Annotated in this window: 22 protein-coding genes; 8 read left to right on the forward strand and 14 right to left on the reverse strand. The window is 69.0% G+C overall.

Annotated features, from left to right (window positions below; genetic code table 11):
- Window positions 1-92 precede the first annotated feature (92 nt).
- The gene (locus PMI14_RS34970) at window positions 93-350 is read left to right on the forward strand and encodes a hypothetical protein (protein WP_146187976.1); all 258 of its coding nucleotides are present in this window, start codon (window positions 93-95) and stop codon (window positions 348-350) included.
- 271 nt (window positions 351-621) lie between these two features.
- Here the strand turns inward: PMI14_RS34970 and PMI14_RS18785 are convergent, their stop codons facing one another.
- Window positions 622-2,643 (reverse strand): methyl-accepting chemotaxis protein, encoded by a 2,022-nt coding sequence (locus tag PMI14_RS18785; RefSeq protein WP_007856878.1) that lies wholly within the window; start codon window positions 2,641-2,643, stop codon window positions 622-624.
- A gap of 281 nt (window positions 2,644-2,924) precedes the next feature.
- Between PMI14_RS18785 and PMI14_RS18790 the strand changes: the two genes are divergently transcribed.
- Entirely contained in the window at window positions 2,925-3,725 is an 801-nt protein-coding gene (locus PMI14_RS18790; protein WP_007856879.1) for a 2-keto-4-pentenoate hydratase, read from the forward strand.
- On the opposite strand, the gene PMI14_RS18795 is transcribed toward PMI14_RS18790, so the two are convergent.
- From PMI14_RS18795 to PMI14_RS18830, 8 genes are read right to left on the reverse strand one after another with little or no spacing between them, the layout of a single operon-like run.
- A complete protein-coding gene (locus PMI14_RS18795; RefSeq protein ID WP_007856880.1) occupies window positions 3,722-4,414 on the reverse strand; it encodes a glutathione S-transferase C-terminal domain-containing protein in 693 nt (230 codons plus the stop codon). The genes PMI14_RS18790 and PMI14_RS18795 overlap by 4 nt on opposite strands.
- A gap of 3 nt (window positions 4,415-4,417) precedes the next feature.
- Complete coding sequence (locus PMI14_RS18800; protein ID WP_007856881.1) at window positions 4,418-5,377, reverse strand: tripartite tricarboxylate transporter substrate binding protein; 960 nt, start codon at window positions 5,375-5,377, stop codon at window positions 4,418-4,420.
- 28 nt (window positions 5,378-5,405) lie between these two features.
- The gene (locus tag PMI14_RS18805; RefSeq protein WP_007856882.1) at window positions 5,406-6,155 is read right to left on the reverse strand and encodes an enoyl-CoA hydratase/isomerase family protein; all 750 of its coding nucleotides are present in this window, start codon (window positions 6,153-6,155) and stop codon (window positions 5,406-5,408) included.
- Between the two features lie 8 nt (window positions 6,156-6,163).
- Window positions 6,164-6,973, reverse strand: coding sequence for an enoyl-CoA hydratase (locus PMI14_RS18810; RefSeq protein WP_007856885.1), 810 nt, complete (start codon window positions 6,971-6,973; stop codon window positions 6,164-6,166).
- The gene (locus PMI14_RS18815) at window positions 6,970-8,169 is read right to left on the reverse strand and encodes a CaiB/BaiF CoA-transferase family protein (protein ID WP_035204601.1); all 1,200 of its coding nucleotides are present in this window, start codon (window positions 8,167-8,169) and stop codon (window positions 6,970-6,972) included. Before PMI14_RS18815 ends, PMI14_RS18810 begins: the two co-directional genes overlap by 4 nt.
- 23 nt (window positions 8,170-8,192) lie before the next feature.
- Window positions 8,193-9,254, reverse strand: a complete 1,062-nt coding sequence (locus PMI14_RS18820; RefSeq protein ID WP_035204579.1) for an ABC transporter ATP-binding protein — start codon at window positions 9,252-9,254, stop codon at window positions 8,193-8,195.
- A 23-nt stretch (window positions 9,255-9,277) separates the two neighbouring features.
- Window positions 9,278-10,987, reverse strand: coding sequence for an iron ABC transporter permease (locus PMI14_RS18825; protein WP_007856889.1), 1,710 nt, complete (start codon window positions 10,985-10,987; stop codon window positions 9,278-9,280).
- A 4-nt stretch (window positions 10,988-10,991) separates the two neighbouring features.
- Window positions 10,992-12,035 (reverse strand): ABC transporter substrate-binding protein, encoded by a 1,044-nt coding sequence (locus PMI14_RS18830; RefSeq protein WP_007856890.1) that lies wholly within the window; start codon window positions 12,033-12,035, stop codon window positions 10,992-10,994.
- A gap of 131 nt (window positions 12,036-12,166) precedes the next feature.
- On the opposite strand from PMI14_RS18830, the gene PMI14_RS18835 reads away from it, so the two are divergent.
- The 3 genes from PMI14_RS18835 to PMI14_RS18845 are packed head-to-tail and all read left to right on the forward strand — an operon-like array spanning window position 12,167 to window position 14,664.
- Window positions 12,167-13,150: a quinone oxidoreductase gene (locus tag PMI14_RS18835; protein WP_007856891.1), complete on the forward strand. Its 984-nt coding sequence runs from the start codon at window positions 12,167-12,169 to the stop codon at window positions 13,148-13,150.
- Window positions 13,151-13,168: 18 nt separating this feature from the next.
- A complete protein-coding gene (locus PMI14_RS18840) occupies window positions 13,169-13,933 on the forward strand; it encodes a glutathione S-transferase family protein (RefSeq protein ID WP_007856892.1) in 765 nt (254 codons plus the stop codon).
- Between the two features lie 50 nt (window positions 13,934-13,983).
- The gene (locus PMI14_RS18845; RefSeq protein WP_007856893.1) at window positions 13,984-14,664 is read left to right on the forward strand and encodes a GntR family transcriptional regulator; all 681 of its coding nucleotides are present in this window, start codon (window positions 13,984-13,986) and stop codon (window positions 14,662-14,664) included.
- Here the strand turns inward: PMI14_RS18845 and PMI14_RS18850 are convergent, their stop codons facing one another.
- Together PMI14_RS18850 and PMI14_RS18855 are read right to left on the reverse strand one after the other, a co-directional pair.
- A complete protein-coding gene (locus PMI14_RS18850) occupies window positions 14,665-15,576 on the reverse strand; it encodes an RluA family pseudouridine synthase (protein ID WP_035204582.1) in 912 nt (303 codons plus the stop codon).
- Between the two features lie 36 nt (window positions 15,577-15,612).
- Window positions 15,613-16,272: a LysE family translocator gene (locus PMI14_RS18855; RefSeq protein WP_007856895.1), complete on the reverse strand. Its 660-nt coding sequence runs from the start codon at window positions 16,270-16,272 to the stop codon at window positions 15,613-15,615.
- A gap of 102 nt (window positions 16,273-16,374) precedes the next feature.
- Here PMI14_RS18855 and PMI14_RS18860 point away from each other — a divergent pair, with 102 nt between their 5' ends.
- The 3 genes from PMI14_RS18860 to PMI14_RS18870 all read left to right on the forward strand — a co-directional run bounded on the left by PMI14_RS18860 (window position 16,375) and on the right by PMI14_RS18870 (window position 20,495).
- Window positions 16,375-17,346 (forward strand): YafY family protein, encoded by a 972-nt coding sequence (locus PMI14_RS18860; protein ID WP_007856896.1) that lies wholly within the window; start codon window positions 16,375-16,377, stop codon window positions 17,344-17,346.
- A 135-nt stretch (window positions 17,347-17,481) separates the two neighbouring features.
- Window positions 17,482-19,899, forward strand: coding sequence for an AsmA family protein (locus PMI14_RS33630; protein ID WP_007856897.1), 2,418 nt, complete (start codon window positions 17,482-17,484; stop codon window positions 19,897-19,899).
- 80 nt (window positions 19,900-19,979) lie between these two features.
- Window positions 19,980-20,495 (forward strand): M23 family metallopeptidase, encoded by a 516-nt coding sequence (locus PMI14_RS18870; RefSeq protein WP_007856898.1) that lies wholly within the window; start codon window positions 19,980-19,982, stop codon window positions 20,493-20,495.
- 115 nt (window positions 20,496-20,610) lie between these two features.
- Here PMI14_RS18870 and PMI14_RS18875 read toward each other — a convergent pair whose 3' ends face one another.
- From PMI14_RS18875 to imuA, 3 genes are read right to left on the reverse strand one after another with little or no spacing between them, the layout of a single operon-like run.
- Window positions 20,611-23,874, reverse strand: coding sequence for an error-prone DNA polymerase (locus PMI14_RS18875; RefSeq protein WP_007856899.1), 3,264 nt, complete (start codon window positions 23,872-23,874; stop codon window positions 20,611-20,613).
- A gap of 12 nt (window positions 23,875-23,886) precedes the next feature.
- Window positions 23,887-25,362 (reverse strand): DNA polymerase Y family protein, encoded by a 1,476-nt coding sequence (locus PMI14_RS18880; RefSeq protein WP_007856900.1) that lies wholly within the window; start codon window positions 25,360-25,362, stop codon window positions 23,887-23,889.
- Window positions 25,319-26,158: a translesion DNA synthesis-associated protein ImuA gene (gene imuA / locus PMI14_RS18885; RefSeq protein WP_007856901.1), complete on the reverse strand. Its 840-nt coding sequence runs from the start codon at window positions 26,156-26,158 to the stop codon at window positions 25,319-25,321. Before imuA ends, PMI14_RS18880 begins: the two co-directional genes overlap by 44 nt.
- Window positions 26,159-26,171 lie beyond the last annotated feature (13 nt).

Genomic DNA, 26,171 nt, shown 5'->3' on the forward strand with positions numbered 1-26,171 from the left:
ATATTCAGTGGAATTCAACAGCACCATCCACTATTAAGCTTACGGAAGTTTCCCTGCCGCGCGACCGCGATGTGAATTTTTGAGAGCACCGCATGAGGCAGCTTCTCGCGCAAGGTCTGCAGGTCTGCAAGCGTTGGCTGGACCAACTGGACCTTCAACCCGCCAGCGCTTTTGGGAAAAACTGCCTTGCACTCAAACTGGCGGAAAGGGCTCCTACTGACCCGGCTCATGTGCCTGTGCGGCAACTCAATCTCGATGAGATCGATGCGGGCGGAGAACTGGGAGCTTGGCGTCGAGATAGATCCAATGTTCATGAAGTAATGAAAAAACGTGGCACACGCGGCCACTGAAAATTCATTATTGGAAGTTGAGATCTCTGCTCTTCGGTCAATGTGTATTAATTTGTATCAGGGCTGTGCAGGCCTTGTGAGCACTCCTTCGCGGTTACGACACCATGCTACGATTCCGACAACGGTAGGGCGATGTAGGCGCCTTCTTCTCTTTTAAATCAATGGTTTGCGTCGGTATGCAAACTATGGGGCGGGTTCCCTTCACCCGCTCCAGTTCTTCTCTCGGACGTCCGTCCTCTCCCCCTGGTTCCTGTTCCCCCGAGCCACGCAGTCAGCGTGCCGCGCTGAGGCGCGCCTGCGGCTTGCCGCGCAGGGCCGGCACAGGGTGCGCGCCGCCGCTGCCCAGCTCAAACTGCGCAACGGCCCCGACCATCTGCTCGGCCTGGGTGCGCAGGCTGCTGGCAGCGGCCGCCATCTCCTCCACCAGGGCGGCATTCTGCTGCGTGGCCTGGTCGAGCTGGGTGACGGCTTCGCCCACCTGGCCGACGCCGGCGGTCTGCTCGCTGCTGGCAGCGCTGATCTCGGCGACCATGCTGGCCACGCGCCCGATGGACTGCACGACCTCCTGCATGGTGGCTCCGGCCTGGTCGGCCAGCACCGAGCCCTGCTGCACCATGGCGCTGCTGGCCCCGATCAATTCCTTGATGGCCTTGGCCTCGGCCGCCGTGCGCTGCGCCAGGCTGCGCACCTCGGCAGCCACCACGGCAAAGCCGCGGCCCTGCTCGCCCGCGCGCGCGGCTTCCACGGCGGCGTTGAGCGCCAGGATGTTGGTCTGGAAGGCGATGCCGTCGATCACGCCGATGATGTCGGCAATCTTCTGGCTGCTGGTGTTGATGCCATGCATGGTGCTGACCACCTGGGACACGACCTTGCCGCCATCGGTCGCCACCTGGCTGGCGCGCACGGCCAGCTGGTTGGCCTGGGCGGCACCGTCCGCGTTGTGGCGGATGGTCGCGCCCAGCTCTTCCATGCTGGCCGAGGTCTGCTCCAGCGAACTGGCCTGGCTTTCGGTGCGGGCCGACAGGTCCTGGTTGCCCTGGGCGATCTGGGAGCTGGCGGCCGACACGCTTTCGGCACTGGCGCGCACCGTGCCCAGGCTCTCCAGCAGGCGCAGGCGAAAGCCTTCCATGGCCTGCGCCAGCGTGCCGATCTCGTCGCGGGACTTTATGCTGACGCCGTGCGTCAGGTCACCCTGCGCGAGGTAGCCCAGGGCCGTGCTCAACTGCTGCACCGGTGCGCCCACCAGGCGCCGGGTGGCCTGCACCAGCACCACGGCCAGCAGCACCAGCGCCACCAGCACCCCCAGCCACAGCCAGGTCAATGCGCTGCGCGCCTCTCCCGTGAGCTCGGCCACAGGCGCCTCGGCCACGACGGCCCAGTTCCAGGGCTTGTAGCGTTCCACCGCAACATAGCGGCGCGCGCTGGCATTGCCGGAAGGGCGCGGGGACCAGGACGCCTCGAAGTCGCCGGACTGCTCCGCCGCCGTGAGGGATGCGAGCCAGGCCTTGCCCTCCTCCCCCTTCTCGTCCACGACCGGCGGCGTGCCCGAGCCGCCCAGGCCTGTGATGCGGCCGCGCGCCGGCCCCGACGAGACGTCGACCGCGTAGACGGCCCCTGTGTCGAACAGCTTGCGGCTGGCCATCAGTTCGCCCAGGCTGCCCAGGATGGGCGCGATGTCGGAGCCGATGAACAGGATGCCAATGGTGCGGTTGCCCTCGCGGATGGGTTCGTACACGGTCATGTAGTCCCGGCCGAACAGGTTGGCGCGGCCGATGTAGGGCTTGCCCTCGGCCATGAGCGCATAGGCCGGGTGCTTGCGGTCCAGCAGGGTCTTGAAGGCACGCTCGCCGTCCTGCTTCTTGAGCGAGGTGGTCACGCGGATGAAGTCATCGCCCGTGCGCGCGAAGATCGTCGCCACCGCACCCTGGGCGTCGCTGGAAAAGCGGTCCACCAGTTCGAAATTGCCATTGAGCGGGTTGCCCTGAAAGCTCAATACCGCCTCGGGCTTGCCATCGGCACCAGGCTGCTCGGCCAGGCTGAAAGCCCCCGCAAAGCGTGATTTCAACAGGCCGAAATCACGCCGTGCCAGTTGCTGGGCCGATTCGTCCATGGTCTTGACCAGGGTGGCGACCTGCAATGCGTATTGCCGCACCTCGCCTCGGGACGCTGCACCAAAGCTCTTCCACACCATGCTGCTGACCAGGGCCATGGTGGACAGCAGCACCACCAGCAGGCTGGCCAGGGCCACGAAGGACAGCTTGAAGGCAATGGATCGGGAGGCAAAATTTCTCATGGCATGGACCCTTCGAATAAAAATATTCAAATGTCAATAGGTGTTTTCAATCAGTCCAAATGTAAACGCCGCCGTCAGCCCTCCGGCATTGGCCCGGCATCGCCTGGGGCCATCTGTCTCCATCTTGCGTCTTTGTGACGCATAAAGGCCAGCCCCGCAAGCGTGCAAACAGCAATGCGCAGCCCGAACCCCTGCATGGATACACTGCAGCACGCCCCCGGCAGCCCTGTATCCGGGCTTGCCAGGGAGGCTGGTCGCATCCACCCAGGAGCCCGCTGAACATGACCCCCGACACACTCCTCGCGCACTACGACAGCGGCCTGCTGTGGCCTGCCCAGGCAGCCGCGGGCATCGAGGGCGATGTGCCCACCGCCTACCAGCAGGCCCTGGCCGTGCGCGCGTTGCGCACTGCCCGCGGCGAGGTGCCCCGCGGCTACAAGATCGGCTTCACCAACCGCAATATCTGGGCGCACTACAACGTGTTCGGGCCGATCTGGGGCACGGTATGGTCGACCACGCTGGGTTTCTGCGCGGGTGACGGCAGCGTGTCGCTGGACCACTGCGCCCAGCCACGCCTGGAGCCCGAGGCGGTCTTCGGCCTGAAGGCCACGCCGGCGCCTGATGCGTCGCTGGACGATCTGTTCGATGCCATCGACTGGGTGGCGCCGGGTTTGGAGATCGTGCAGTCGCACCAGCCGGGCTGGAAGTTCACCGCCGCCCAGACCGTGGCCGACAGCGCGCTGCATGCGCGGCTGCTGGTGGGCCCGCAACGCCCGGTGCGCGAATTCGCCCGCTCGGCGGCCGGGCTCGACCAGCAGCTGGCGGCCGCGCGCGTATCGCTGCTGCGCGATGGCGAAGCGGTGGAACAGGGCCAGGGCGCCAACGTCCTGGGCGGCCCCTTGAACGCCCTGCACCATTTCCTGAAAGAACTGCGCGCCTGCCCCGGTGCGCCGGACCTGCAGCCCGGCGACGTGGTGACCACCGGCACCTGGACCGATGCCTGGCCCGTGCAGCCCGGCCAGCACTGGAGCGCGGATTTCGACGCGCCGCTGTCGCGGCTGTCGGTCACATTCCGGGGTTAACGCTTCGCGTACTGCTGTGCTCCGAACAGCACCTCGCGCGCCCGTTCATCGTGAGCGGGCTTGCGCAGGTCGGCCAGTACGGCGATGCCACGCTGCACGGCGGGGCGGCTGCCCACGGTGGCAAACCAGCGTTCGAGGTGCGGGTGGTCCGACAGGATGATGCCCTGCTTTTCCCAGTTGCGCAGCCAGGGCCATACCGCGATGTCGGCAATCGAGTATTGCTCGCCGCCCAGCCAGGGGCTGGCCGCCAACCGCCGCTCGATCACGCCATAGAGTCGCTTCGCTTCGTTGGTGTAGCGGTCGATGGCGTAGGGAATCTTCTCGGGCGCATACAGCCTGAAATGGTGGTTCTGCCCCAACATGGGCCCCACGCCGCCCATCTGGAACATGAGCCACTGCAGCACCTCGTAGCGCCCCCGATCACCGGGCGGCAGAAAGCGCCCGGTCTTGCCCGCCAGGTACAGCAGGATGGCGCCCGACTCGAACAGGGTGATGGGTTCACCGCCCGGGCCTTCAGGGTCCCGGATCGCCGGGATCTTGTTGTTCGGGCTGATGGCCAGGAACTCGGGCCGGAACTGCTCGCCCGTGCCGATGTTCACGGGGTGTGCCCGGTAAGGCAGGCCGCACTCCTCCAGTAGGATGTGGACCTTGTGGCCATTGGGCGTGGCCCAGGAATAGACGTCGATCATCGGTCACTCCACCTTCACGTTGGCGTTCTTCACGCGCTCGAGCTGGGCCCTGCCGGCCCCGGCGGCCCAGGCACCGAACTCCGCCACGGACTTGAAGGGCGCTGCCTCGTTGCCGGTGGACAGCAGCTTCTCCTGCACCTGCGGGTCGGCCAGCACCTTGTTGGACGCAGCAACCAGGCGCGCATGCACCTCGGGCGGCAGCCTGGCCGGGCCGAACAGGCCGAACCAGAACGAGAACTCGAAACCCGGCAGCCCCTGCGAGTCGAGCGTGGGCACGCCGGGCGCCACGGCCGAGGGCTGCTGCGTGGTCACGCCCAGCATCTTCACCACGCCTTGGCGGCCCAGGGGCAGCACCGAGGCCGCGGTACCGAACGACAGGTCCACCTCGCCGGTGGCCACGGCCTGCAGCGCCGGTGCGCCGCCTTTGAAGGGGATGTGCACCATGGCCGCGTCGATGGCCTTTTCGAAGGTCAGCGCCGCCAGGTGCGGTGAGCCGCCGGTGCCCGACGAGGCGTAGTTGAGCTGGCCCGGCCGCGCCCTGGCCGTGGCCACCAGATCCTTGAGCTGCGTGATGCCGCTCTTGGGGCTGACCGCCAGCACCAGCGGCGAGACAGTCAGGCGGTTGATGGGCGTGAAATCTGCAGGGGTGTAGCGCACGCCGTACAGGTGCTGGTCGATGCCGTAGAGCGTGCCCGTGGCCAGGCCGATGGTGTATCCGTCGGCCGGTGCACGCGACAGCAGGGTGGAAGCCAGTGTGCTGCCGGCGCCGGGCTTGTTGTCGACGACGATGCCCTGCCCCAGCTCCCTGCCCATGGCCTCGGCCACGATGCGCGCGATGCCATCGCCCGCACCCGAGGGCGAATAGCCCACGATGAGGCGGATGGGTTTGGCGGGGTAGTCGCTGGCCTGGGCCGAGGCTGCCAGGCCCAGCAGCAGGGCCCAGGCAATGCAGTGCAGTTTCATGGCGGAGGTCTCCGTTGCCGGCCGTTCATCACCGGCCCGTGAATTGGGGCGCGCGCTTTTGCGCCCAGGCCGCCTGGCCTTCGCGCAGGTCGGCCGACTGGTAGGCGCGCAAGGCATCGGCGTTGAAGGCTTCCACGTCCAGCGTGCCCCGGGCCATGCGGTTGAGGTGGCGCTTCATGCCCACCAGGGCCAGCGGCGCCATGCTGGCGCAGTCGCGCGCCAGGTCGGCCACCTCCTGCTCCAGCTGCGCCGCCTCCACCAGCTGCGTGAGGTAGCCGATGCGCAGCATCTGCGCCGCACCGATCTTGCGCGCGGTGAGGAACAGCAGCTTGGCATGGTCCAGCCCCAGCCGGCTCACATAGCGCTCCATGCCCGAGCGGTAGTAGTGCAGGCCCAGTCGCGCGGCCGGCATGAACATGTCGATGCCCTCGGCCCCCACGCGAAAGTCGCAGGCCAGCGCCAGGTCGGTGGCACCGCCGTAGACGCCGCCGTGCAGCACGGCGATGGTCACGGGCCGCGCCATCTCCAGCGCATCGACCATGCCGGCAAAGTCGATCTTGCGCGGGGCGCCGATGCTGCCGATGTCGTAGCCGCTGCAGAAGTATTTGCCGGTGCTGCGCAATTGCAGCACCAGCAGTTCAGGGCGCGCATTGACCTGCTCGATCAGCCCGGCCAGGTGCTCCAGGTCATCGGCGGTGAGGCGGTTGGCCTGGTCGGGCCGGCGCAGGGTGATGGTGGCCACCGCGCCGTTGATGGTGAGTTCGGGAAGTGCGTTCATCGGGGATCTCATCGGCCTTGGAATTGGGGTTGGCGCTTGGCCAGGAAGGCGCGGCGGCCTTCCAGGTAGTCCTCGCTGTCGAAGCAGCGCAGCACCAGGGCTGCCACCGCGTCGGCGCCTTCGGCCGCATCGGAATAGTGCTCGAATGCCTGCAGCGCCTGCTTGGCGGCATGCACGGTCAGCGGGGCATTGGCGACGATCTGCGCGGCATAGGCGGCCACGCGCTCCCCGAGCGGTGCGCCATCGTCGACCACGAAATTGACCAGGCCCACGCGCAGCGCCTCGTCGGCCTCCAGGAAGCGCGCGCTGAACAGGATGTCCTTGGCGGTGGACGGCCCGACCAGGCGCGCCAGCGCCGCCACGCCCCGGTAGTCGTAACCCAGGCCGAGCCGGGCTGCGGGGATGGCAAAGCGCGAGGATGCCGCCGCGAAGCGCACGTCGGCCGCCAGCGCGATCGCCAGGCCGCCGCCTACGCAATAGCCTTCGATCATGGCGATCAGCGGCTTGGTCAGCGAGGCCAGGCCGGCGTGGCCACGCGCGGCGATCCCGTCGTAGGTCTGCTTCTGCGCCGCGTCCGCGCGGTGCTGCTCAAATTCCGAAATGTCGGCCCCCGAAACGAAGGCCTTGCCGCCCGCCCCTTTCATGACCACGGCACGCACGGCCGGGTCGCGCTCGAAGGCCTCGGCCGCGATGCCCAGGCCCTGCCACATGTCCAGCGACATGGCGTTGCGCCGCTCGGGGTGGTTGAAGGTGATCCAGCCCACGCCGCCCTGCACCTCGGCCAGGATGCGTGGCGTTCCCAGGTCCAGCGCGCTCATGCCACGGCCCCTTCGCTGCGCAGGGCAGTGATCGCTTCGGCGCCATAGCCCAGCTCGCGCAGCACGTCGTCGGTGTGTTCACCGGCATCGGGCGCGGCACGGTGGAAGACCTCGGCATGCGCGCAGGCCGACAGGTTGATGGGCGAGCGCAGCAGCTGCAACGCACCCAGCTCGGCATGGGGCGCCGGGCGCGTCATGCGCAGGTGCCGGGCCTGCGCATCCTCAAAGGCCTGGCCGATGTCATACACCGGCCCGCAGGGCACGCCGGCCTGGTTCAGGCGTTCCACGAGTTCGGCCACGCCGAACTGGCGCGTGATCGCACTGATGGCCTCCTCCAGCTCGCGCCGGTGGGCCAGGCGAGAAGGCTGGTCTTTGTAGCGTTCGTCCTGCGCCAGGTGCGGCGCCTGCAGAAAGTCGCAGAGCTTGGCCCACATGGCAGCGCCGGGCCCGCAGATGTTGACCTGGCCATCGCGCGCCTCGAAGGTACCCATGGGCACCAGCGTGGGGTGCGAATTGCCCTCCTGGCCCGGCACCTTGCCGTCCACGGTGTAGCGCGCGCCCTGGAAGTCGAGCTTGTTGAGCATGGCCTCGAGCAGCGAGGTGTGCACCCACTGGCCCTCACCCGTGCGCTCGCGGTGCAGCAGCGCCAGCAGGATGCCCTGGCCGAGGAACATGCCGGCCGTGGTGTCAGAAATGGCGATGCCGGTGCGGTACGGGCCGCGCCCCGGCTCGCCGGTGACGGAGCTGAGCCCGCTCATGCCCTGCACGATCTGGTCGAGCCCTGGCCGCTCGGCATACGGGCCGGTCTGCCCGAAGCCCGAGATGCTGGCCAGGATGATGCGCGGGTTCACCGCGCTCAGGGCTTCGTAGGTGAGCCCCAGGCGCTGCTTGACCGAGGAGCGGAAGTTCTCCACCACCACGTCGCTGCGCTCGACCAGCTGGCGCAGCACGCGCATGCCCTCGGCGGTCTTGAGGTTGACGCTCAGGCTGCGCTTGTTGCGGTGCAGGTTCTGCTCGTCGGAGCCGCGGCGCGGCCCCAGCGTGGGTTTGCGGTCGGGCGGGTCGATGCGCACGACGTCGGCACCCCAGTCGGCCAGCAGGCGCACAGCCACCGGGCCAGCGCGTGCGATGGTCAGGTCGAGCACGCGGTAGCCCGACAGCGGCATGGGAGCGGTGGCAGTGGGGGGGACTTGCATGGGGAGTTCGTTCATGGAGGACATCACTGCACCGCTGCCACGGCTGCGGGATCGGCGTAGATCACCGATTGCTGCCCCACCTCGAGCACCATGGACGGCACCGCGTGGACCTTGAGCGTGCCGCCGCCCGCGCTGGGCTGCACCAGGTAGTGCCAGTACTCGCCCAGGTAGGTGCGGCCCACGACCGACACGGCACCCAGCGGCACGGCGCCATCGGGCCCGGCGCCCAGGTACAGCGACTGCGGGCGGATGGAGGCCTGCAGGCTGGCGCGGTCGCCATCCAGCCCGGCCTGCAGGGGAATGCCATCGGGCAGGCCGTCGAGCCGCATGTGCCCGCCCTGCACCGCCCCCTGCACCAGGTTGGTCTTGCCGATGAAGCCCGCGACGAAGGGCGTCTGCGGGCGGTTGTAGAGGTTCCAGGGCGTGTCGATCTGCTCCAGGCGGCCCTGGTGCAGCACGGCGATGCGGTCGGAGATGGCCATCGCCTCGGTCTGGTCGTGCGTGACGTAGACGGTGGTGAAGCGGAATTCGTCGTGCAGGCGGCGGATTTCCGCGGCCATTTCCTCGCGCAGGTTTGCGTCGAGGTTGGACAGCGGCTCGTCGAGCAACAACACCTCGGGCCGCACGATCATGGCCCGGGCCAGGGCCACGCGCTGCTGCTGCCCGCCCGACAGCTCGGCCGGGTAGCGCTGCGCGTAGGGGCCGAGCTTGACCACGTCGAGCATCTCCTTGACGCGCTGCGCGGTCTCGGCCGCGGGCGTCTTGCGCACCTGCAGGCCGAAGCCCACGTTCTCGGCCACGGTCATGTTGGGCCAGATGGCATAGCTCTGGAAGATCATCGACATGCCGCGGTGCTCGGGCGGCACCGAGCGCGTGGGCGTGGAGACCTCGCGCCCGTCCACCAGGATGGCGCCGGCGCTGGGTTCGATGAAGCCCGCGATCATGCGCAAGGTGGTGGTCTTGCCGCAGCCCGAGGGGCCCAGCAGGGTGACCAGTTCGCCGCGCCGCAGTTGCAGGGACACGCCGTCCACCACGGACGCGCTGCCGTAGTTCTTGCGCAGGTCTTTGAGTTCGAGTTTGGACATTTTTTGTTTGCTTTCTGAATGCATCAGCCCCGGCGCAGCATGAAGTCGCGCCCCGCGAGCTTCATGCCGATGGCCACGACCACGGTGACGATCACCACCAGCACCACGCCCATGGCGGCCAGCGTTTCGTAATTGCCCTGCTCGCTCAGGTCCAGGGTGAGCACCGAGACCACGCGCGAACCCGGCCCGGTGAGGAACACCGCGGTGGACAGCTCCTTGGTGCAGATCACGAACACCAGGATGAAAGCCCCCACCAGCGTCTTCTTGAGCAGCGGCGCGACCACCCGCGTGAGCACCGTGATGCGGCCACCGCCCAGGATGCGCACGGCCTCCTCCAGCTCGGGGTTGAGCGCGCGCACGCCCGCCGCGCTGGCGGCCACCGAGATCGGCAAAAAGCGCGTGGTGAAGGCGATCACGATCAGCACGCCCATGCCGTACAGCGAGAATGGCGGGCCGGCGTATGCGGCATACAGGCCGATGGCCAGGATAAGCCCCGGCACCGCCACGGGCGCCAGCGCCAGGAACTGCACCAGCACCGGAAACGGCGTGATGCGCCGCTGCGTGGCGTAGGCGATGCAGATGCCCATGCCCACGCAGACCAGCGCCGTGGCAGCCGAGTACAGCACCGTGTTGGCGATGGCCGAGCGCACCGTGAGCTGCTCGAAGAAGATGCCGTGGAAATTGGCCAGCGTGAGGTTGCTGAGCGCCAGCCCCTTGCCCCAGGCTTTGGAAAACGAGGCCAGCACCAGGATGGCCAGCGGCATCACCACGCTGAGCAGAGCCACCAGCGCCGAGTAGGCCAGCAGCAGCCACTTCCAGGCGCCGATGTCGAAAGGCCGCCGCTCCCCACCCTTGCCCGACACCGACACATAGCCGCGCCGCGCCAGCAGCTTGCGCTGCAGCATGAGCATGACGATGGTGAGCAGCAGGATGGGCATGGAGAACGCCGCCGCCTGCTCCACCTGCAGCGGGTACTGGAAGAACGACACGATCTGCGTGGTGGCCAGGTTGATGCGCGCGGGGATGGCGATCAGCGCCGGCGTGCCGTACAGGGCAATCGCCTCCAGAAAGATCAGGATGGCCGCACCGATGATGGAGGGCAGCACCAGCGGAAGCGTCACGCGCGCCATGGTCTGGAACTTGCCGGCCCCGTGGATGCTGGCGGCGTCTTCCAGCTCGGTGGACACCAGGTCGAGCGCCGACTTGGTGAACACGTAGATCAGCGGGTAGGTGTACAGCGCGATGACGAAGGCCAGGCCCCAGAAGCTGAAGATGTTGAACGGCCCCTTCTGCACCCCGGTCAGCTCCACGACCAGGCGGTTGAGCCAGCCGGCATTCGGGCCGGCGAGCAGGATCCAGGCGATGGCGCCCAGGAAGTTGGGCATGACGAAGGCCGCCAGCACGCTCAGGTGCGCGAAGCCGCGGCCCGGCATGTTGGTGCGCGAGACCGCCAGCGCCAGCGGCACGCCCAGCGCGAGGGCGATGGCCGTGACCGCCGCACCCAGGTACAGCGAGTTGAGCAGTGCCTGCAGGTTGCGGCCGCGGCCCAGGGCCTGCGCATAGCTCTGAAGCGACCAGGCGCCCTCTGCGGTATGGAAGCTGTCCCACACCAGGCGCAGGATGGGATTGGCCACCAGCAGGATCAGCACGGCAATGAGCACGCCGAACAGCCACACGGCAGGATCGCCGAAGCGGGCGGAAAAGCGGCCCATGGCCGGGGCGGGGACGGCCATGGCGTCAGACACCGAAAGCCTCCCGCCAGGCGTCGATCACCTTGGGGATCTGCGCCACCATCTGCGGGGGCGTGGGCGCCAGCAGCGGGCTGGCGTCACCAAGGCCGATCACGCCGGGCGCAGGCTTGGCGTTGGCGCGCAGCGGCACGCTGAACTCCTCGACCGAGATGCGTTCGGTGTCCTCGCTGCCCAGCAGCCACTCCATGAACAGCCTGGACGCATGGGGCCGGCGCGTGTTGGCCAGGATGCCCGTGGGCGAGAGGATCAGCACCGGGCCCTCCTTGGGCGCCAGCGTGGCCACCGGGTTGCCCTTGGATGCCGAGCGCGCGGCCAGGCTCATCGGCCCGGCGGAGACGGAGGACTCGCCGGAAATCACCGCCGTCACCGCGTCGATGGTGGAGCGGCTGACGTGCGCCTTGTTGGCGGCCAGCTTCTGGAAGAAGCCGTCTCCATAGAGCTTGCGCATCTCGATGCACCAGGCACCGGCCGCGCCGCTGTACGCGGGGTGCGCCACCAGGCCGGCACCGCTCCACTTCGGGTCGAGCAGGTCGCTCCAGCTTTTGGGCGCCGCGGCGGCCGACACCTTCTGGGTGTTGTAGATCAGGCCCATCATGAAGCAGCTCGACGCGTGGAAGTAGCCGTCCGGGTCCATGTTCTGCACGCGCTTGTCCTGGCGGGCCACGGCGGCCGGCAGGAACTTGAGCAGCAGGTTGCGGCCCTTGAGGTCCACGTAGTGCGCCAGGTCCGTGGAGGTGAACACGTCGCAATTGGGCGTGCCGGCCTTGAGGTCCTGGTTCAGGCGCTGGTAGGCCACCTGCGCCGTGGTGCGCACCACGTTGACCTTGATGCCCGGGTAGCGGGCCGTGAAGGTGCGGCCCATCTTCTCGGCCACCTCGGAGGTCTGGGGCACGGTGTACCAGGTGAGTTCGCCCTCCTTGCGGGCAGCATCGTGCAGGGCGCCCAGGCTCGCGGCCTGGGCGCGGACTATCGCGGGAAAGGCCAGTGCGCTGGCCGCCATCACACCGAACTCTCGTCTGCGCAAGAACATGGGTTGTCTCCTGATCGTTGGTGACCGATCGGTGTCGGCCTCTTTTCAGTATGCACAGAAGATTTATAAAAATACACTAATGGTTTGTATGTATTTTTTACAACCGATTCAGAAGCTCTAATGGCGCTGCCATGACACAAAGCCCCTCCATCCATTTCCACCGCCACGGCGAGGCCGACGTGCTCGAAGCCGTGGACGTCGACGTTCCCGCACCTGCACCTGGCGAGGTCCAGGTGCGCCAGACGGCCATCGGCCTCAATTTCGCGGACATCTACCAGCGCCGCGGCGGCCATGGGCCGCACGCGGCCACGCCCTTCCCCGTCACCCCGGGCGCACAGGGGGCAGGCGTGGTGGAGGCGGTGGGCCCGGGGGTCCGTGAATTCACCCCGGGCCAGGCCGTCGCCTACCTGCACCCGGGGGCCTACCAGGTCACGCGCAACGTGCCGGCACACCGCGTGGTAGCGCTGCCGGACTGGATACCGCAGGACATCGCGGGGGCGAACCTGCTGCGCGGGCTCACGGCCGAGTACCTGCTGCGGCGGCTGTATGCGGTGAAGCCCGGAGAGGCGGTGCTGGTGCATGCAGCCGCGGGCGGCATGGGGCTCATCCTGTCGCAATGGGCGCGCGCGCTGGGCGCCACGGTGATCGGCACCGTGGGCTCGGCCGCCAAGGCGGAGGTGGCGCTGGCACATGGCTGCCACCACGTGATCGACTACCGCCGCGAAGACTTCGTGGCCCGCACGCTGGAGTTCACCGGCGGTGTCGGTGTGGGCGTGGTGTACGACGCCGTGGGCAAGGACGTGTTCCTGCCCTCGCTGCAGTGCCTGCGCCCGCGCGGCCTGGCAGTCAACTACGGCACGGCGTCGGGCGACGTGGAAGCCTTCGACCTGCAGGTCCTGCATGCGAAATCGCTCAGCGTGTGCCGCCCCACCCTGCGCAGCTTCGTGACCGACCCGGCCGAGCTGCGCGCATCGGCCCAGGCCTTCTTCGACGCCGTGCGCGACGGCCATGTGCGGCTGGGCATAGGCCAGCGCTACCCGCTGGCCGAGGTGCGGCGCGCGCACCGCGACCTGGAAAGCCGCGCCACCACCGGCGCACCCGTCCTCATCCCCTGACCTGACCACTGCCCCACCATGAGACTCTTCCATGCCTGGCTGTCCAGCGCCTCGCGCCGCGTGCGCCTGTGCCTTGCCGAAAAGAACATCCCCTACGAGAGCGTGGCCGTGGACCTGAGCCGGCAGGAGCAGCACGCACCGGAGTTCCTGGCCATGAACCCCAACGGCGTGGTGCCGGCGCTGGAGATCGCGCCCGGCCGCTTCCTGCACGAAAGCTCGACCATCTGCGAGTACCTGGACGACACCGTGCCCGAGCCCCCGCTGCGGCCCACGGACCCGTACGCGCTGGCGCAGATGCGCAATTTCGTGCGCTGGACCGACGAGAAATCGCTGCCTCACCTGCTGATCCTCAACTGGAGCCTGATGCTGCAGTCCACCGCGCAACAGTGGAGCGACCAGGAGCTGCAGGACAAGCTGGCGCGCATCCCCACGGCCGAGCGGCGCGAGGCCTGGGTGCGCATTGCGCGCAAGCCCTACACCGAGGAGGAAAAGGCCGAGGCCCTGCGCAAGCTGCTGTTGCTGGTGGACCGCATGGAAGGGATGCTGGCACCTTCTTCGCCGTGGCTGATGGGCGCCGATTACTCGCTGGCGGACATTGCGGCTGCGCCCTTCATCGCGCGCATTGCGGAGATAGCGCCCGCAGCGCTGGCCGAAGCGGCGCACCCGCGCGTGCACGGCTGGTGGCAGGCCATGCAGCAGCGCCCGGCGTTTGCCGCAGCGCGCCTGCAATTGTTCGGCGAGGTGCTGCAGGAGCGCCAACGCGGTACCACCACCCCGAGCTGAGCCCGAGAGCGATGCGAGCGCCCGCGCATTATCATTCGGCCACTACGAACATGGCCACCACAACCACGACCCCGCCCCGCGTCAACCTCAGCGACAAGATCCGCGAAGCCCTGGAGGAAGAGATCATCTCCGGCAAGCTCTATGCCGGCTGCAGCATCGACGAGCAGGAACTGATGGAGCGCTTCGAGGTGTCGCGCACCCCGGCGCGCGAGGCGATCCAGCAACTGGCCACCGCCGGCCTGGTGGAGATGGTGCCGCGCCACGGTGCCGTGGTCGCCACCCTCTCGCTCACCGAGTACGTGGCCATGCTGGAGATGCTCACCGAGCTCGAAGGCCTGGCCGCGCGCCTGTCGGCACGGCGCATGCCGGCGGCCCTGCGGCGGGACCTGCAGGCCTCCTTCCAGGCCTGCGAGACCGCAGCCGCCAAGGACGACTCCGTGGCCTACGAGGAGGCCAACCGCTGGTTCCACCAGACCATCTACGACGGCAGCCTCAACGAGGTGCTGGCGCGCCAGCTGCGCCAGATGCGCCTGCGCATGCGGCATCCGCAGCGCTCGCTGTTCGACCGGCCCAACCGCGTGCGCAACTCGCTGGCCGAGCACCAGGACATCATGAAGGCCATCCTCGACGGCGACGAGGACGCGGCCGACCGCCACATGTGCCGGCATATCTCGAGTGGCGGCAATGTCTACGTGGACGCCGTGGCCCGCGGCAGCGTGCCGCGCGGCTGATCAATCCAGGGAATTGAGCTGCAGCTGGCTTGTGAATTGCCGGCCCTCGCCTGTGAGCGGATCGGTGAACGCGAGCGAGCGCGCCAGCAGCTGCAGCGGGCGCGAGTAATCGCCCTCGGGCGGGTCGTTGACGACCGGGTAGAACGCATCGTTGCGCAGCGGCAGGCCCAGCGCCGCCATGTGCACGCGCAGCTGGTGGCGCTTGCCGGTGATGGGCGACAGGCGGTACAGCGCCCAGTTGCCCTGCCGCTCCAGCACCTCCATGTGGGTGTGGCTGTTGGGTTCGCCCGGCACCTCGTGCATGCGAAAGAACTGCGGGCTTTCCTCCATGCGGCTCACATGCTCGCGCGGAAAGGCCAGGTCGTCGCGCCAGGGTGCCACGGCCTCGTAGTGCTTGGTGATGGTGCGGTCGCGGAACAACGCCTGGTAAGCGCCGCGCGTGCGCTGCTGCACCGAGAACAGCACCAGCCCGGCCGTGTCGCGGTCGATGCGGTGCAGGGGCGACAGTTCGGGCAGGCCCAGGCGGCGCTTGAGGCGCACCAGCAGCGTGTGCTGCAGGTAGCGGCCGGACGGCGTGACGGGCATGAAATGCGGCTTGTCGGCCACCAGCAGGTGCCCGTCCTGGTAGAGCACGGTTTCGGTGAACGGGATCTCTGGCTCATCGGCCAGGTGCCGGTAGTAGTACACGCGCAGCCCGCCTTCGAACGGGCGCGCGGGTGCGACCACGGCTCCGCGCTCATCGACCACGTCGCCGGCCTGCATGCGCGCCATCCATTCGCTGCGGTCCACCGCAGGCAGGCGCTCGGCCAGGAAGTCGAGCATGCTGCCCTGCCCGTGGGTGGGCAGCACCACGCAGCTCGGGCCCACGCCGTCGCGCATGGGCGGGGCGAAAGGATGGTGGGGGCTGTGCATGGTGGCGCATTCTAAAAGGCCACCATCGCCGGCCCGTTACAGCCGCCAGCCTTCCCATGCCGTCCAGGCCGACGCCAGCAACAGCAGGCCTCCCACGGCCCGCGCCGTCCACACGCTGGCCTGCGGATTGTCCTGCAGGCTGCTCTGCGCCCGGGCCGCGCCCAGCGCCACCACGCCGTAGACCCCGGCCTGGGTGGCGGCGATGATGAGCCCCATGACCACGGCCTGGGCCCAGATGAGGCCGTGCTCGGGCCGCAGGAACTGCGGGAACACGGCCAGCATGAAGACATAGGCCTTGGGGTTCATCAGGCAGGTGAGCACGGCCTTGCCGAAGGTGGCGGCCAGCGGCCGCCGGCGCGTGTGCACCGCCCCATCGAAGGCCGAGCGGCTGCGCAGCAGCGCCATCCCCATCCAGGCCACATAGGCCGCGCCCGCCAGCAGCAGCGCGTTGAAGGCCGCGGGAAACAGCTTGAGCACCACGCCCACGCCCAGTGCCCCCATGGCCGTGTGACAGGCGCCACCGGCGACGATGCCCGCCACCGCGCCCAGGCCCGCCCGACGCCCGCCCACCAGCGAGCTGGCCATGACGAAAGCCATGTCCAGCCCCGGCAGCGCCACCACGCCGAGCAGCACCACGAAGAACAGCCACAGGTGCGCCGTGTGCTGCAGCGCCAGGGAATCGATTGCCCAGTCCATCTTTCATCTCCTTCATCCGGCCCCGGGTTGGGAACCGCCTGCCAGCCAATGTAGGGATGAATCAGGACACAATCGGCCCTGATTCGGGTGCATGATGGCGCCATGGCCTCCCCCACCACCCGCGTGCTCAGCGTGCTGGAACTGCTCCAGGCGCGCGGCGCCATGAGCGGCACCGAGCTGGCCCAGCGGCTGGAGGTGGACGGACGCACCCTGCGCCGCTATATCCGCAAGCTCGAGGACCTGGGCATTCCGGTGGTGGCCGAGCGCGGGCGCTACGGCGCCTACCGGCTGATGCCGGGCTTCAAGCTGCCGCCCATGGTGTTCACCGACGACGAGGCCCTGGCCCTGTCGGTGGGCCTGCTGGCCGCACGCCGCCTGGGCCTGGCCGAGGCCGCGCCGGCCGTGGAAAGTGCGCGCGCCAAGCTCGAGCGCGTGATGCCCGAGCCGCTGCGGCGCCGCATTCGCGCCCTGGGCGACACGGTGCAGCTGGACCTGGCGCACCCCGACACGCCCGCAGACAACCAGGCCCTGTTCACGCTGAGTGCGGCGGCCCATGCGCGCCAGCGCGTGCAGCTGGCCTACCGCACGCCCCAGGGCGAGGTGACCGAACGCGGCTTCGACACCTATGGCCTGGCTTGGCGCGGTGGGCGCTGGTACGCCGTGGGGCACTGCCACCTGCGCGGCGGGCTGCGCTCGTTCCGGCTCGACCGGGTGCAGGGGGTGCAGCCGCTGCCCGCCTCGTTCGGCGTGCCCGAGGACTTCGATGCCGTGCGCCACCTGGCGCTGGGCGTGGCCTCGCTGCCGCGCGCGTTCAGCGTGCAGGTGCTGCTGCACACCGACCTGGCCACGGCACGTGAAGAACTGTTCGATGCCATCGGCCTGTTTGCCCCGCACGATGGCGGCGTGCTGCTGCACAGCCAGGTGGACGACCTCGCCTGGTATGCGCGGCAACTGGCACGCCTGTCCTTCGATTTCGAGGTGCTGCACCCGCCGGCCCTGCGCGACGCACTGCGTGCATGCGCCCAGGCCTTGCTGCGCAAGGCGGGCGCTGGCGACCCCGCACCGGGGCTGTAGGACAAGGGCGGCAGTTGGGCGCGCGCGCCCCCCGCAGGCGCGGTTGCGGGCTAGCATGGCCCGCACCGCATGCAACGGCCCATGGCCTTGCGGCATGTGCACTGATCTTCGCTCTTTTGGATAAAACCTGTCCCCATGCCCGCCACGCCATCGACCGACCTGCCCAGCCCGCCACCGGCGGCCGGCCGCCCTGCCCGCAAGCCCTTGCACCGGCTGATGAAGTGGTTGCTCGTACTGGCCGGCCTGCTGGTGGGCCTGGCCATCCTGGTCGGCGTGGTGCTGGCACTGATGGACTGGAACCGCTACAAGCCCTGGGTCAACGAGAAGGTCAGCGAGGCCACGGGCCGGCGCTTCGAGATCGAGGGCGACCTGTCGGCCGCCTGGCGCTGGCCTCAGCCGCTGGAAGAAGGCTGGCGCCGCTGGGTGCCGGGCGTGACGGTGAAGGCCGAGCGCCTGGTGATGGACAACCCTGCCGGGTTCGAGCCCCCGTTCAGCGGCGATGACCCAAAGAAAGGCAAGGCCAGGGGCAGCGACAAGGCGCAAGGCACCACTGCGGCCCGGGCCCCGGCCAGCGCCGCTTCGGTGGGGTCGGCCTCGACATCCACGCCGCCGACCACGGCCACCCTGTCCGGCACCGCGACCATGGCCAGCATCGGCAGCGCGAGTGCCTCCATCAGCCTGCTGCCGCTGCTGCGCCGCCACCTGGCCGTGGACACCTTGGCCCTGACCGACCCGGAGATCGCGCTGGCCCGCACCAAGGATGGCAGCAACAACTGGACCTTCAAGCACAAGGACGAGGACACCCCCAAGAGCCGCTGGACCTTCGACCTGGACCGGCTGGTGGTCAACCAGGGGCTGCTGGCCTATGCCGATGCGATGAAGGATGTGGACCTGCAGGCGCGGGTGAACACCACGGAGCCGATCGATCCCGCACGGGCAGGCAGTGCGAAGGCGGCCAAGGAATCCGCCCTGCCCGCGTCAGCGGCGGCCTCCTCGGCCGAAGCTGCGGCCTCGCGCGACGCAGCGGCCGGCAAGGACAGCGGGAGCAGCGCCCCCGTGCCCTACGGCCTGCAATTCGAGCTGCAGGGCCGCATTGCCAAGGCACAGGTCCAAGGCAGCGGCCGGGCCGGCCAGGTGATCAGCCTGCGCGACAAGGTGGTCAACTACCCGCTGCAGATCGAGGCCACCGCGGGCGGTGCGGCGCTGTCGGCAGAAGGCATTCTGGCCAACCCCGGGGCCCTGTCGGGCATGGACTTCGACGTGAGGCTCAAGGCCGGCAGCATGGCCGACCTGTACGAGGTGACGGGGCTGGTGCTGCCCAGCACACCGCCCTTCGAGACGCGCGGGCACCTGACCGGCAGCCTGGAGCCCGAGCGCGCCGTGTGGAGCTACAGCGATTTCCACGGCAAGGTGGGTCAGAGCGACCTGCACGGCAACCTCAAGTACACCTCGGGCAAGCCGCGGCCCAAGCTGACGGGCAGCATGAACTCGAACCAGCTGCGCCTGGCCGACCTGGGCCCGGCCCTGGGCACCACGGCAAGCGACAACACCCACCGCGGCAAGAGCGATGGCAGAGGCGATGGCAAGGACAAGGGCAAGGTGTTGCCGGACGCGAAGTTCGCGGCCGAGCGATGGAACGCGATGGACATGGACATCCAGTTCAAGGGCAAGAACATCATCCGCCCCGAAAGCCTGCCGCTGGAGAACCTGAGCATGCGCGCCGTGATGGACAACGCACAGCTCAGGCTGGCACCGCTGACCTTCGGCGTGGCCGAGGGAAAGATCGAGTCCGAAGTGAGCATCGACGGGCGCGCACCGCCACTCAAGGCACAGATCCGCGGCAAGGTGGAAGGGCTCAAGCTCTCGGCCCTGTTCCCCAAGGTCGAACTGATGAAGAAGAGCTTCGGCCGCATGGACGGCGCCGTGGCGCTGCAAAGCCAGGGCAACAGCGTGGCGGGCCTGCTGGGCAAGGGCACGGGCGAGGCGCGGCTGTATGTGCGCGAGGGCACGCTGAGCAAGCAGATGCTGGACCTGGCCGCGCTGAATGTGGGCAGCATCATCGTCGGCAAGCTGTTCGGCGATGACAAGGAAGTGCACCTGCGCTGCGCGGTGGCCGACTTCACCGTGGTCGAGGGGCTGGCCCAGACCCGCGTGGTGAAGATGAGCACCGACGATGCGGTGATCGAGGCCACGGGCACCATCGACCTGGGCACCGAAGCCCTGGACCTGCGCATCAAGCCCGAGTCGCTGAAGTGGAAGTTCTTCTCGCTGCGCACGCCGCTGTATGTGAAGGGCACCTTCGGCAATCCCAACGTCGGTGTGGAGCCTGGCCCCCTGCTGCTGCGCGCGGGCGCCGCGGTGGTCGCCGCCGTGGCAGCGCCTGCAGCGCTGGCCCTGGTGCCCGTGACGGTGCCGGCCGCCGATGACGACACCTACTGCAAGCCGCTGCTGGACCTGGCCAAGGAGCCCGTGAAGCCCGGCGCCCAGGGGGCAGCGGGCACCGCGTCCGAGCCTGCGCGGCGTGCCGCGAGCAAGCCGGCCACCGCGCGCTGATTGGCCAGGGACAACGGTTGCAGGAATAATCCCACCCGTTGCCACTCCCGGCGCGCACCAAGGTGCAGCGCTTTCCCTCCATGAAGATTCTCAAGTACCTGGTGCTGGCCGCCCTGGTGGTGCTGGCCCTGGGCCTGGCCGTGCCGGAGCGCATCCGGATCCCCGTGGCCGGAGCCACCCCGAAGGACTGGAACGCCCAGTCGTTCTGGTTCGAACCCTGGGGCACCTCGGGTGTGCACAAGGGCATCGACATCTTCGGCAAGACGGGCACGCCGGTGCTCAGCACCACGGATGGCATGGTGCTTTTCACGGGCGAGATCGCCAAGGGCGGCAAGGTAGTGCTGGTGCTCGGCCCGCGCTGGCGCCTGCATTACTTCGCGCACCTGGACCGCATCACGACCGACGCGCTGGCGCCGGTGGCATCGGGCAGCGCCATTGGCACCGTGGGGGCCAGCGGCAATGCCCAGGGCAAGCCGCCGCACCTGCACTATTCCATCGTGCGGCTGCTGCCTGCACCGTGGCAGATCGACGGGGCAACCCAGGGGGTCAAGAAAGCCTTCTTCATCGACCCAGGGGCGTACCTGAAAGAGCAGTAGCCGCAGCGCCCATACGGATTTGCATTTGATCGTATGGCTAGGCGGGAAGCCGCAGACAGTGCTACAGCACGGCAAGGCGAACCAACGACGCCAGACGCTCAAAGGCAAACCCGTATCAATGGAAGTCCCGGCTGCCATCGAGCGCCCCGGCCATGCGGCCCAGCAGCGGCGTCAGGTCCTTGAAGCGCTGGGCCACCAGGTGGCGCACCACAAAAGCCTCCCCAGCGCTGCCTGCGATCCCCTTCTCCTCGTCCTCACCATGCCGGCTGCACTGCCAGACCCCTTGCACGGCCAGCAGGCGTGAGCGCAGGATGGCGTCGCGCCACTGCTCCACCATGGCCGGCCAGACGATGACGTTGACGGGGCCGGTCTCGTCCTCCAGGGTCACGAACATGGTGCCCTTGGCCGAGCCGGGCCGCTGGCGCACGGTGACGATGCCGCAGGCGCGCACCAGCCGACCATCGGGCACGTTGCGCAGCTGCAGCGCCGTGAGCAGGCGCCAGCGCGCGAGCCGGCCGCGCAGCAGTGCCAGCGGGTGGCGGCGCAAGGTGAGGCCGGTGGCCGCATAGTCGAACAGGATCTCCTCGCCCTCGGGCGCCTCGGGCAGTTGCAGCGGGGCCTCGTTCACCGGCACATCGCGCAGCAGGGCCGGTGCGGCATGCTGGGCAGACGCATCCCACATCTGCTGGCGCCGGTGGCCCGAGAGGCGGGCCAGCGCGTCGGCCGCAGCGAGTATCTGCATGTCCTGGTGGTTCAGGCGCGCGCGCAGGGCCAGGTCTTCGGTGCTGGCAAAGGGCCCCTGCGCACGGGCCACCACCAGGCGCTCGGCCGCGCCCTGCTCCAGGCTGCCGACCAGGCGCAAGCCCAGGCGCACAGCGGGTTGAGGTAACGGGGGTGCAGGCAGGCCCTTGTCGGGCCGCAGCCTCTCGGGCGTGCCTTCGAGCGTGCAGTCCACGTCGCTGCGGGTGACGTCGATGGGCAGCACGCGCACGCCATGGCGGCGGGCGTCCTGCACCAGTTGCGAAGCGGTGTAGAAGCCCATGGGCAGTGAGTTGAGCAGTGCCGCCAGAAAGCAGGCGGGCTCATGGCACTTGAGCCAGCTGCTGCTGTAGGCCAGCATCGCAAAGCTGAAGGCATGGCTTTCGGGGAAGCCGTATTCGCCAAAGCCCAGCATCTGCTTGAAGACGCGTTCGGCGAATCCACGGTCATACTTGTTTTTCACCATGCCCTCGACCAGGCGCTCTTCAAAGCGGTGCACCCCGCCAGTGCGCTTCCACGCGGCCATGGAGCGGCGCAGGGCATCGGCCTCCGATGCGGAAAACTTGGCGGCGATCATCGCAATCTGCATCACCTGTTCCTGGAAGATAGGTATGCCCAGCGTGCGTTCCAGGGCGTCGCCCAACTCTTCCTTTTCCAGTTTCAGTTTTTCCCCCTTGCGCTGCTTTTCGCGCGCCTGCAGATAGGGGTGCACCATGCCGCCCTGGATGGGCCCTGGCCGAACGATGGCGACCTCCACCACCAAGTCATAGAACACCTTCGGCCGCAGCCGCGGCAGCATGCTCATCTGGGCCCTGCTTTCGATCTGGAACACACCCACGGTATCGGCGGCGCAGATCATGTCGTAGGTGGCAGGGTCTTCGGGGGGAATCTGGTGCAACTCCCAGCGCTCGCCGCGCAGGCTGGCGCGCAGGTCCAGGCAGCGGCGCAGCGCGCTGAGCATGCCCAGGGCCAGGACGTCCACCTTCATCAGGTGCATCTCATCGAGGTCGTCCTTGTCCCACTGGATGATGGAGCGATTGACCATGGCCGCGTTCTCCACCGGCACGATGCGCGTGAGCAGCCCCTGCGTGAGCACAAAGCCGCCCACATGCTGGCTCAGGTGCCGCGGAAAGCCCTTGAGCTGCCCCGACAATTTCAACCACGTTTCGGCCGTGTGCAGGCTCAGGTGCTCGCCCATGGCGAGTGCCATCTCCTGCAGGCGGTGCGCAGCAAATGCTTCATCGAACCAGTGGTGGTCCTTGGCAAAGGCGTCGACCAGTTGCGCAGGCACGCCCAGCGCCTTGCCCACGTCGCGCAGCACGCTGCGGGTGCGGTAGCTGGTGACCACGGCGGCAATGGCGGCGCGGTTGCGGCCGTACTTGGTGTAGACATACTGGATGACCTCCTCGCGCCGGTTGTGCTCGAAGTCCACGTCGATGTCGGGCGGCTCCTTGCGCTCCTTGCTGATGAAGCGCTCGAACAGCAGCTTGGTGCGCTCCGGGTCCACCTCGGTGATGCCCAGGCAGTAGCACACGGCCGAGTTGGCGGCCGAGCCGCGGCCCTGGCACAGGATGCCTTCGCCGCGTGCAAAGCGCACGATGTCGTGCACGGTGAGGAAGTACATCTCGTACTGGCAATCGGCGATCAGCGCGAGCTCGCGCAGTATCTGCGCCACCACCTTGTCCGGCACACCCTGCGGGTAGCGGCTTTGCGCCCCCGCCCAGGTCAGCCAGGCCAGGCCCTCCGCCGGCGTCATGCCCTCGGGCACGGCTTCCAGCGGGTACTGGTACTTGATCTCGTCGAGGCTGAAGGTGCAGCGTGCCGCGATCTCCAGCGTGGCCTCAAGCAGTTCGGGTGGGTAGATGCCGGCCAGGCGCACGCGCTGGCGCAGGTGGCGCTCGGCATTGGGCTGCAGCGCAAAGCCACACTCTGCCACGGTGCAGCCCTGGCGCACGGCGGTGATCACGTCCTGCAGGCGCTTTTGCGAGCGCAGGTGCATGTGCACATCGCCCGCAGCCACCAGGGACACGCCCGCCTGGCGTCCCACCTGCTGCAGCGTGGCCAGCCACAGGTCGTCATCGGGCGCGAGCAGCAGTTCCACGCCCAGCCAGAAGCGCTGACCGAAATCCACCTGTGCCTGGCGGACGCAAGCCAGCAAGGCATCGGTCTCCATCGCATGTTGCAGGCTGCGGTCGGGAATGAGCAGCAGCTCGCAGTCCTGCAGCCGCGCCACATCGGACACAGGTCCCAGTTCATAGGTCCCCTTGGGCGCGGTACGGCGTGCCGCACTGATGAACTCGCACAGGTTGCCCCAGCCCTCGACGTTGCGCGGCAATGCCACCAGCCGAAAGCCCGGGTAGGCGAACTCGCTGCCCGGGATGAACTGCAGGCCCAGCTCCTTGGCCGGTCCATGGGCCCGCACCACGCCGGCCACCGAGCACTCGTCGGTCAGCGCCAGCGCGCGGTAGCCCAGCTCGGCCGCGCGTTCCACCAGGTCCCGGGGCTGCGAGGCGCCGCGCTGGAAGCTGAAACTGGAGATGCAGTGCAGTTCGGCATAGTCCGGCAAGGCAGGCGGCGAGGCCACCCCGGTGGGGCTGCGGTCAGGAAGGGTGTGGGTCATGTGCCGGTCCGCTCATGCATACAGGCCCTGCAGGAACCAGTGGTCTGCCGACGTCGCCGGCAGCGCATGCACCGGTCGTTCACGGAACACCCAAACACGCCCTGCCCCCGGGCTCACGGCCACGAAATAGTCGCGCTGCACCATGTCGCTGGCACTGGCGGGGACCTGGCTCTCGCCTTCCTCCCACCAGGCCATGTCGAACCGGTGCGGCCCGGCCAGCAGGCTCAGCCGCCCCTGGTAGCACGGCCGGTGGCCCTGCATGGCCAGGCGCTGCGGCGTGCGCAGCAGCCAGGTGGGCCACAGCACGGCCTCGGGTGCGTGGGCGCCCTGCCGTTCCCTGGATGTCGCCGGTGCACGGCCTGCGGTGGGCTGCCAGCGCTGCATGCATTCGGGCCGGTGGTCCGCCAGCAGGGTGACGGACTGCACCGCATCCGTGCCCAGGCGGGCCGAGAGGCGCTCGACCAGCTGGTGCCAGGCCTCGCCCTCCTGGTCACCGGCGGCCGACGATCCATCGGGCGGCAGCAGGTGGGCACTGGCATGCGGCAGCGGTGCGGTCTCCAGCGCACGCAGCGTGATCTGGTTGGCGGGCGCGGCCAGGGGCGTGCGCGCCAGGTTCTCGGCCAGCAGGCGGCGCAGGTGAGCCAGCTCGTGCGTGGGCTGGGCGGTGCGCACGGGCAGCGCATGCCAGGGGGCGATGAGCACACCGTCGACCCGGCGCAGGTCGTGCCGCCAGGCCAGCTCCAGCGCCAGAACGCCCTGCTGGCGTGCCTGCAGCCAGGCCTGCAGGGCCGAGAGCAGCCGGCTCGCGGACCACAGCAAGGCGTCGGCCGAGGTGGCCAGCGCGGGCAGCTCGGCCGTCAGCTCAAAGCGCTCGGGCAGCTCCACCCAGGCATGGTTGTGGGCGATGTGGCCATAGGCCCGGTCCAGCGCCAGCAGCACGGCCGCGCCCAGGCGCCGTGCCACACCGTCGCGCGGCAGCGCACGCAAGGCCCCCCAGGTACGGCAACCCATGCGCGCCAGGCTGGGCAGGTGCGGGTGCAGCGCCGTCAGCGTGTGCAGCGGCAGGCCATCGGGCAGGTGCCGGGGCGCGGGCTGGCCTGCCAGTTGCAGGCGCAACAGGGCCAGGGCCTGCAGCGAGGTGGGGGCCTCGGCAAAAGGGGTTGGGCCCTCCTGCTGCGCAGGCCCTGGCGATGGGTGGCCGGCTTCTGCGGGCAGGTGGCCGGACCAGGGCGGGCTGTGCCGTTGCAGTTGGGCGAGCAATGCTGCGCGCCCGCCCCACAGGCGCTCCGTGGCCGACACTTCGAGCAGCAAGGCCTCGTCCTCCACCCGCGCCACGCGCGGCGTGAACTGCAGCGCCCACCAGTGTTCGTGCGGCGCTTGCGGCAAGGGTGGGTGCGGCCCGGCAGCGGCCGGCGCGCCAGCACCAGGGCGGGAGGATCCGCCGTCAGTGGGGGTGGTGGGCGGCAACGGCCATGCGATCCAGTGCATGCTGCACACCTCCTGCGGGCAAGCGGTCCAGCCACGCCGCCAGCGGCAGCAGCACGGCAGGCTTTGCTGGCTGCTGCTGTGGCGGCGCACGCCGCCCCTCGCCGCGCGCCGCCGATGCGGCCAGCACCCGGGCCAGCGCCGCGTTGCTGGCCGGCAGCACCAGGGGCTGCTCCATGGGGGGCCCACGGCGCTTGAGCACCTGCACCTGCAGCTCGGCGCCGCCCGATGCGGCCACGGCCTCGACCCACAGCCGCAGCGGCGCGGGCGATGCCTGCTGGCGCACCTTGGCCGGGCGAAACACCCACAGCAGCTGCCCCATCTGCGCGGCAGCCAGCTGCAGCCGCCTTAGCGATTCGGGCGCGGCCTGCGGCAGCCAGGCCAGCACCGCCTGCACATCGCGGCAGCGCAGGGCCTGCTCGGCCGCCCACAATGCCTGCGCCGCCGAGGTGGCCTGCACGCGGCACAGCCGCGCCGCGTCCAGCCCACCCGCGCGCAGGGCGGGGGCAAAGGGCTCATGGGGCGGCGCCACCAGCACCACGGCCCCCGGCCGCTCAGCCGTGGCCTGGGCCAGTGCCGGCAGCACCAGTTGCCACACGTGCAGCCCGGCTGCAGGCTGCAGCACCTCGGTCAAGGCCCCCAGGGGCCAGCCCCCACCCGGCAGCTGCGCATCGAGCAGCGCATGCCCCGTGGCCTGCACCCGCGCTGCGGCGGATGTGCCCAGTTGGTCGGCCAGCCACACGCCTGCCAGCCGGGGCGGGGCACCAGCGGGCACGGAACGGAGGGGGACGGCGGACATGAGCGAGGCAACC

The organism is Acidovorax sp. CF316 (genome assembly GCF_000276605.1).
In the GTDB taxonomy this organism is placed as follows: Bacteria; Pseudomonadota; Gammaproteobacteria; order Burkholderiales; family Burkholderiaceae_C; genus Acidovorax.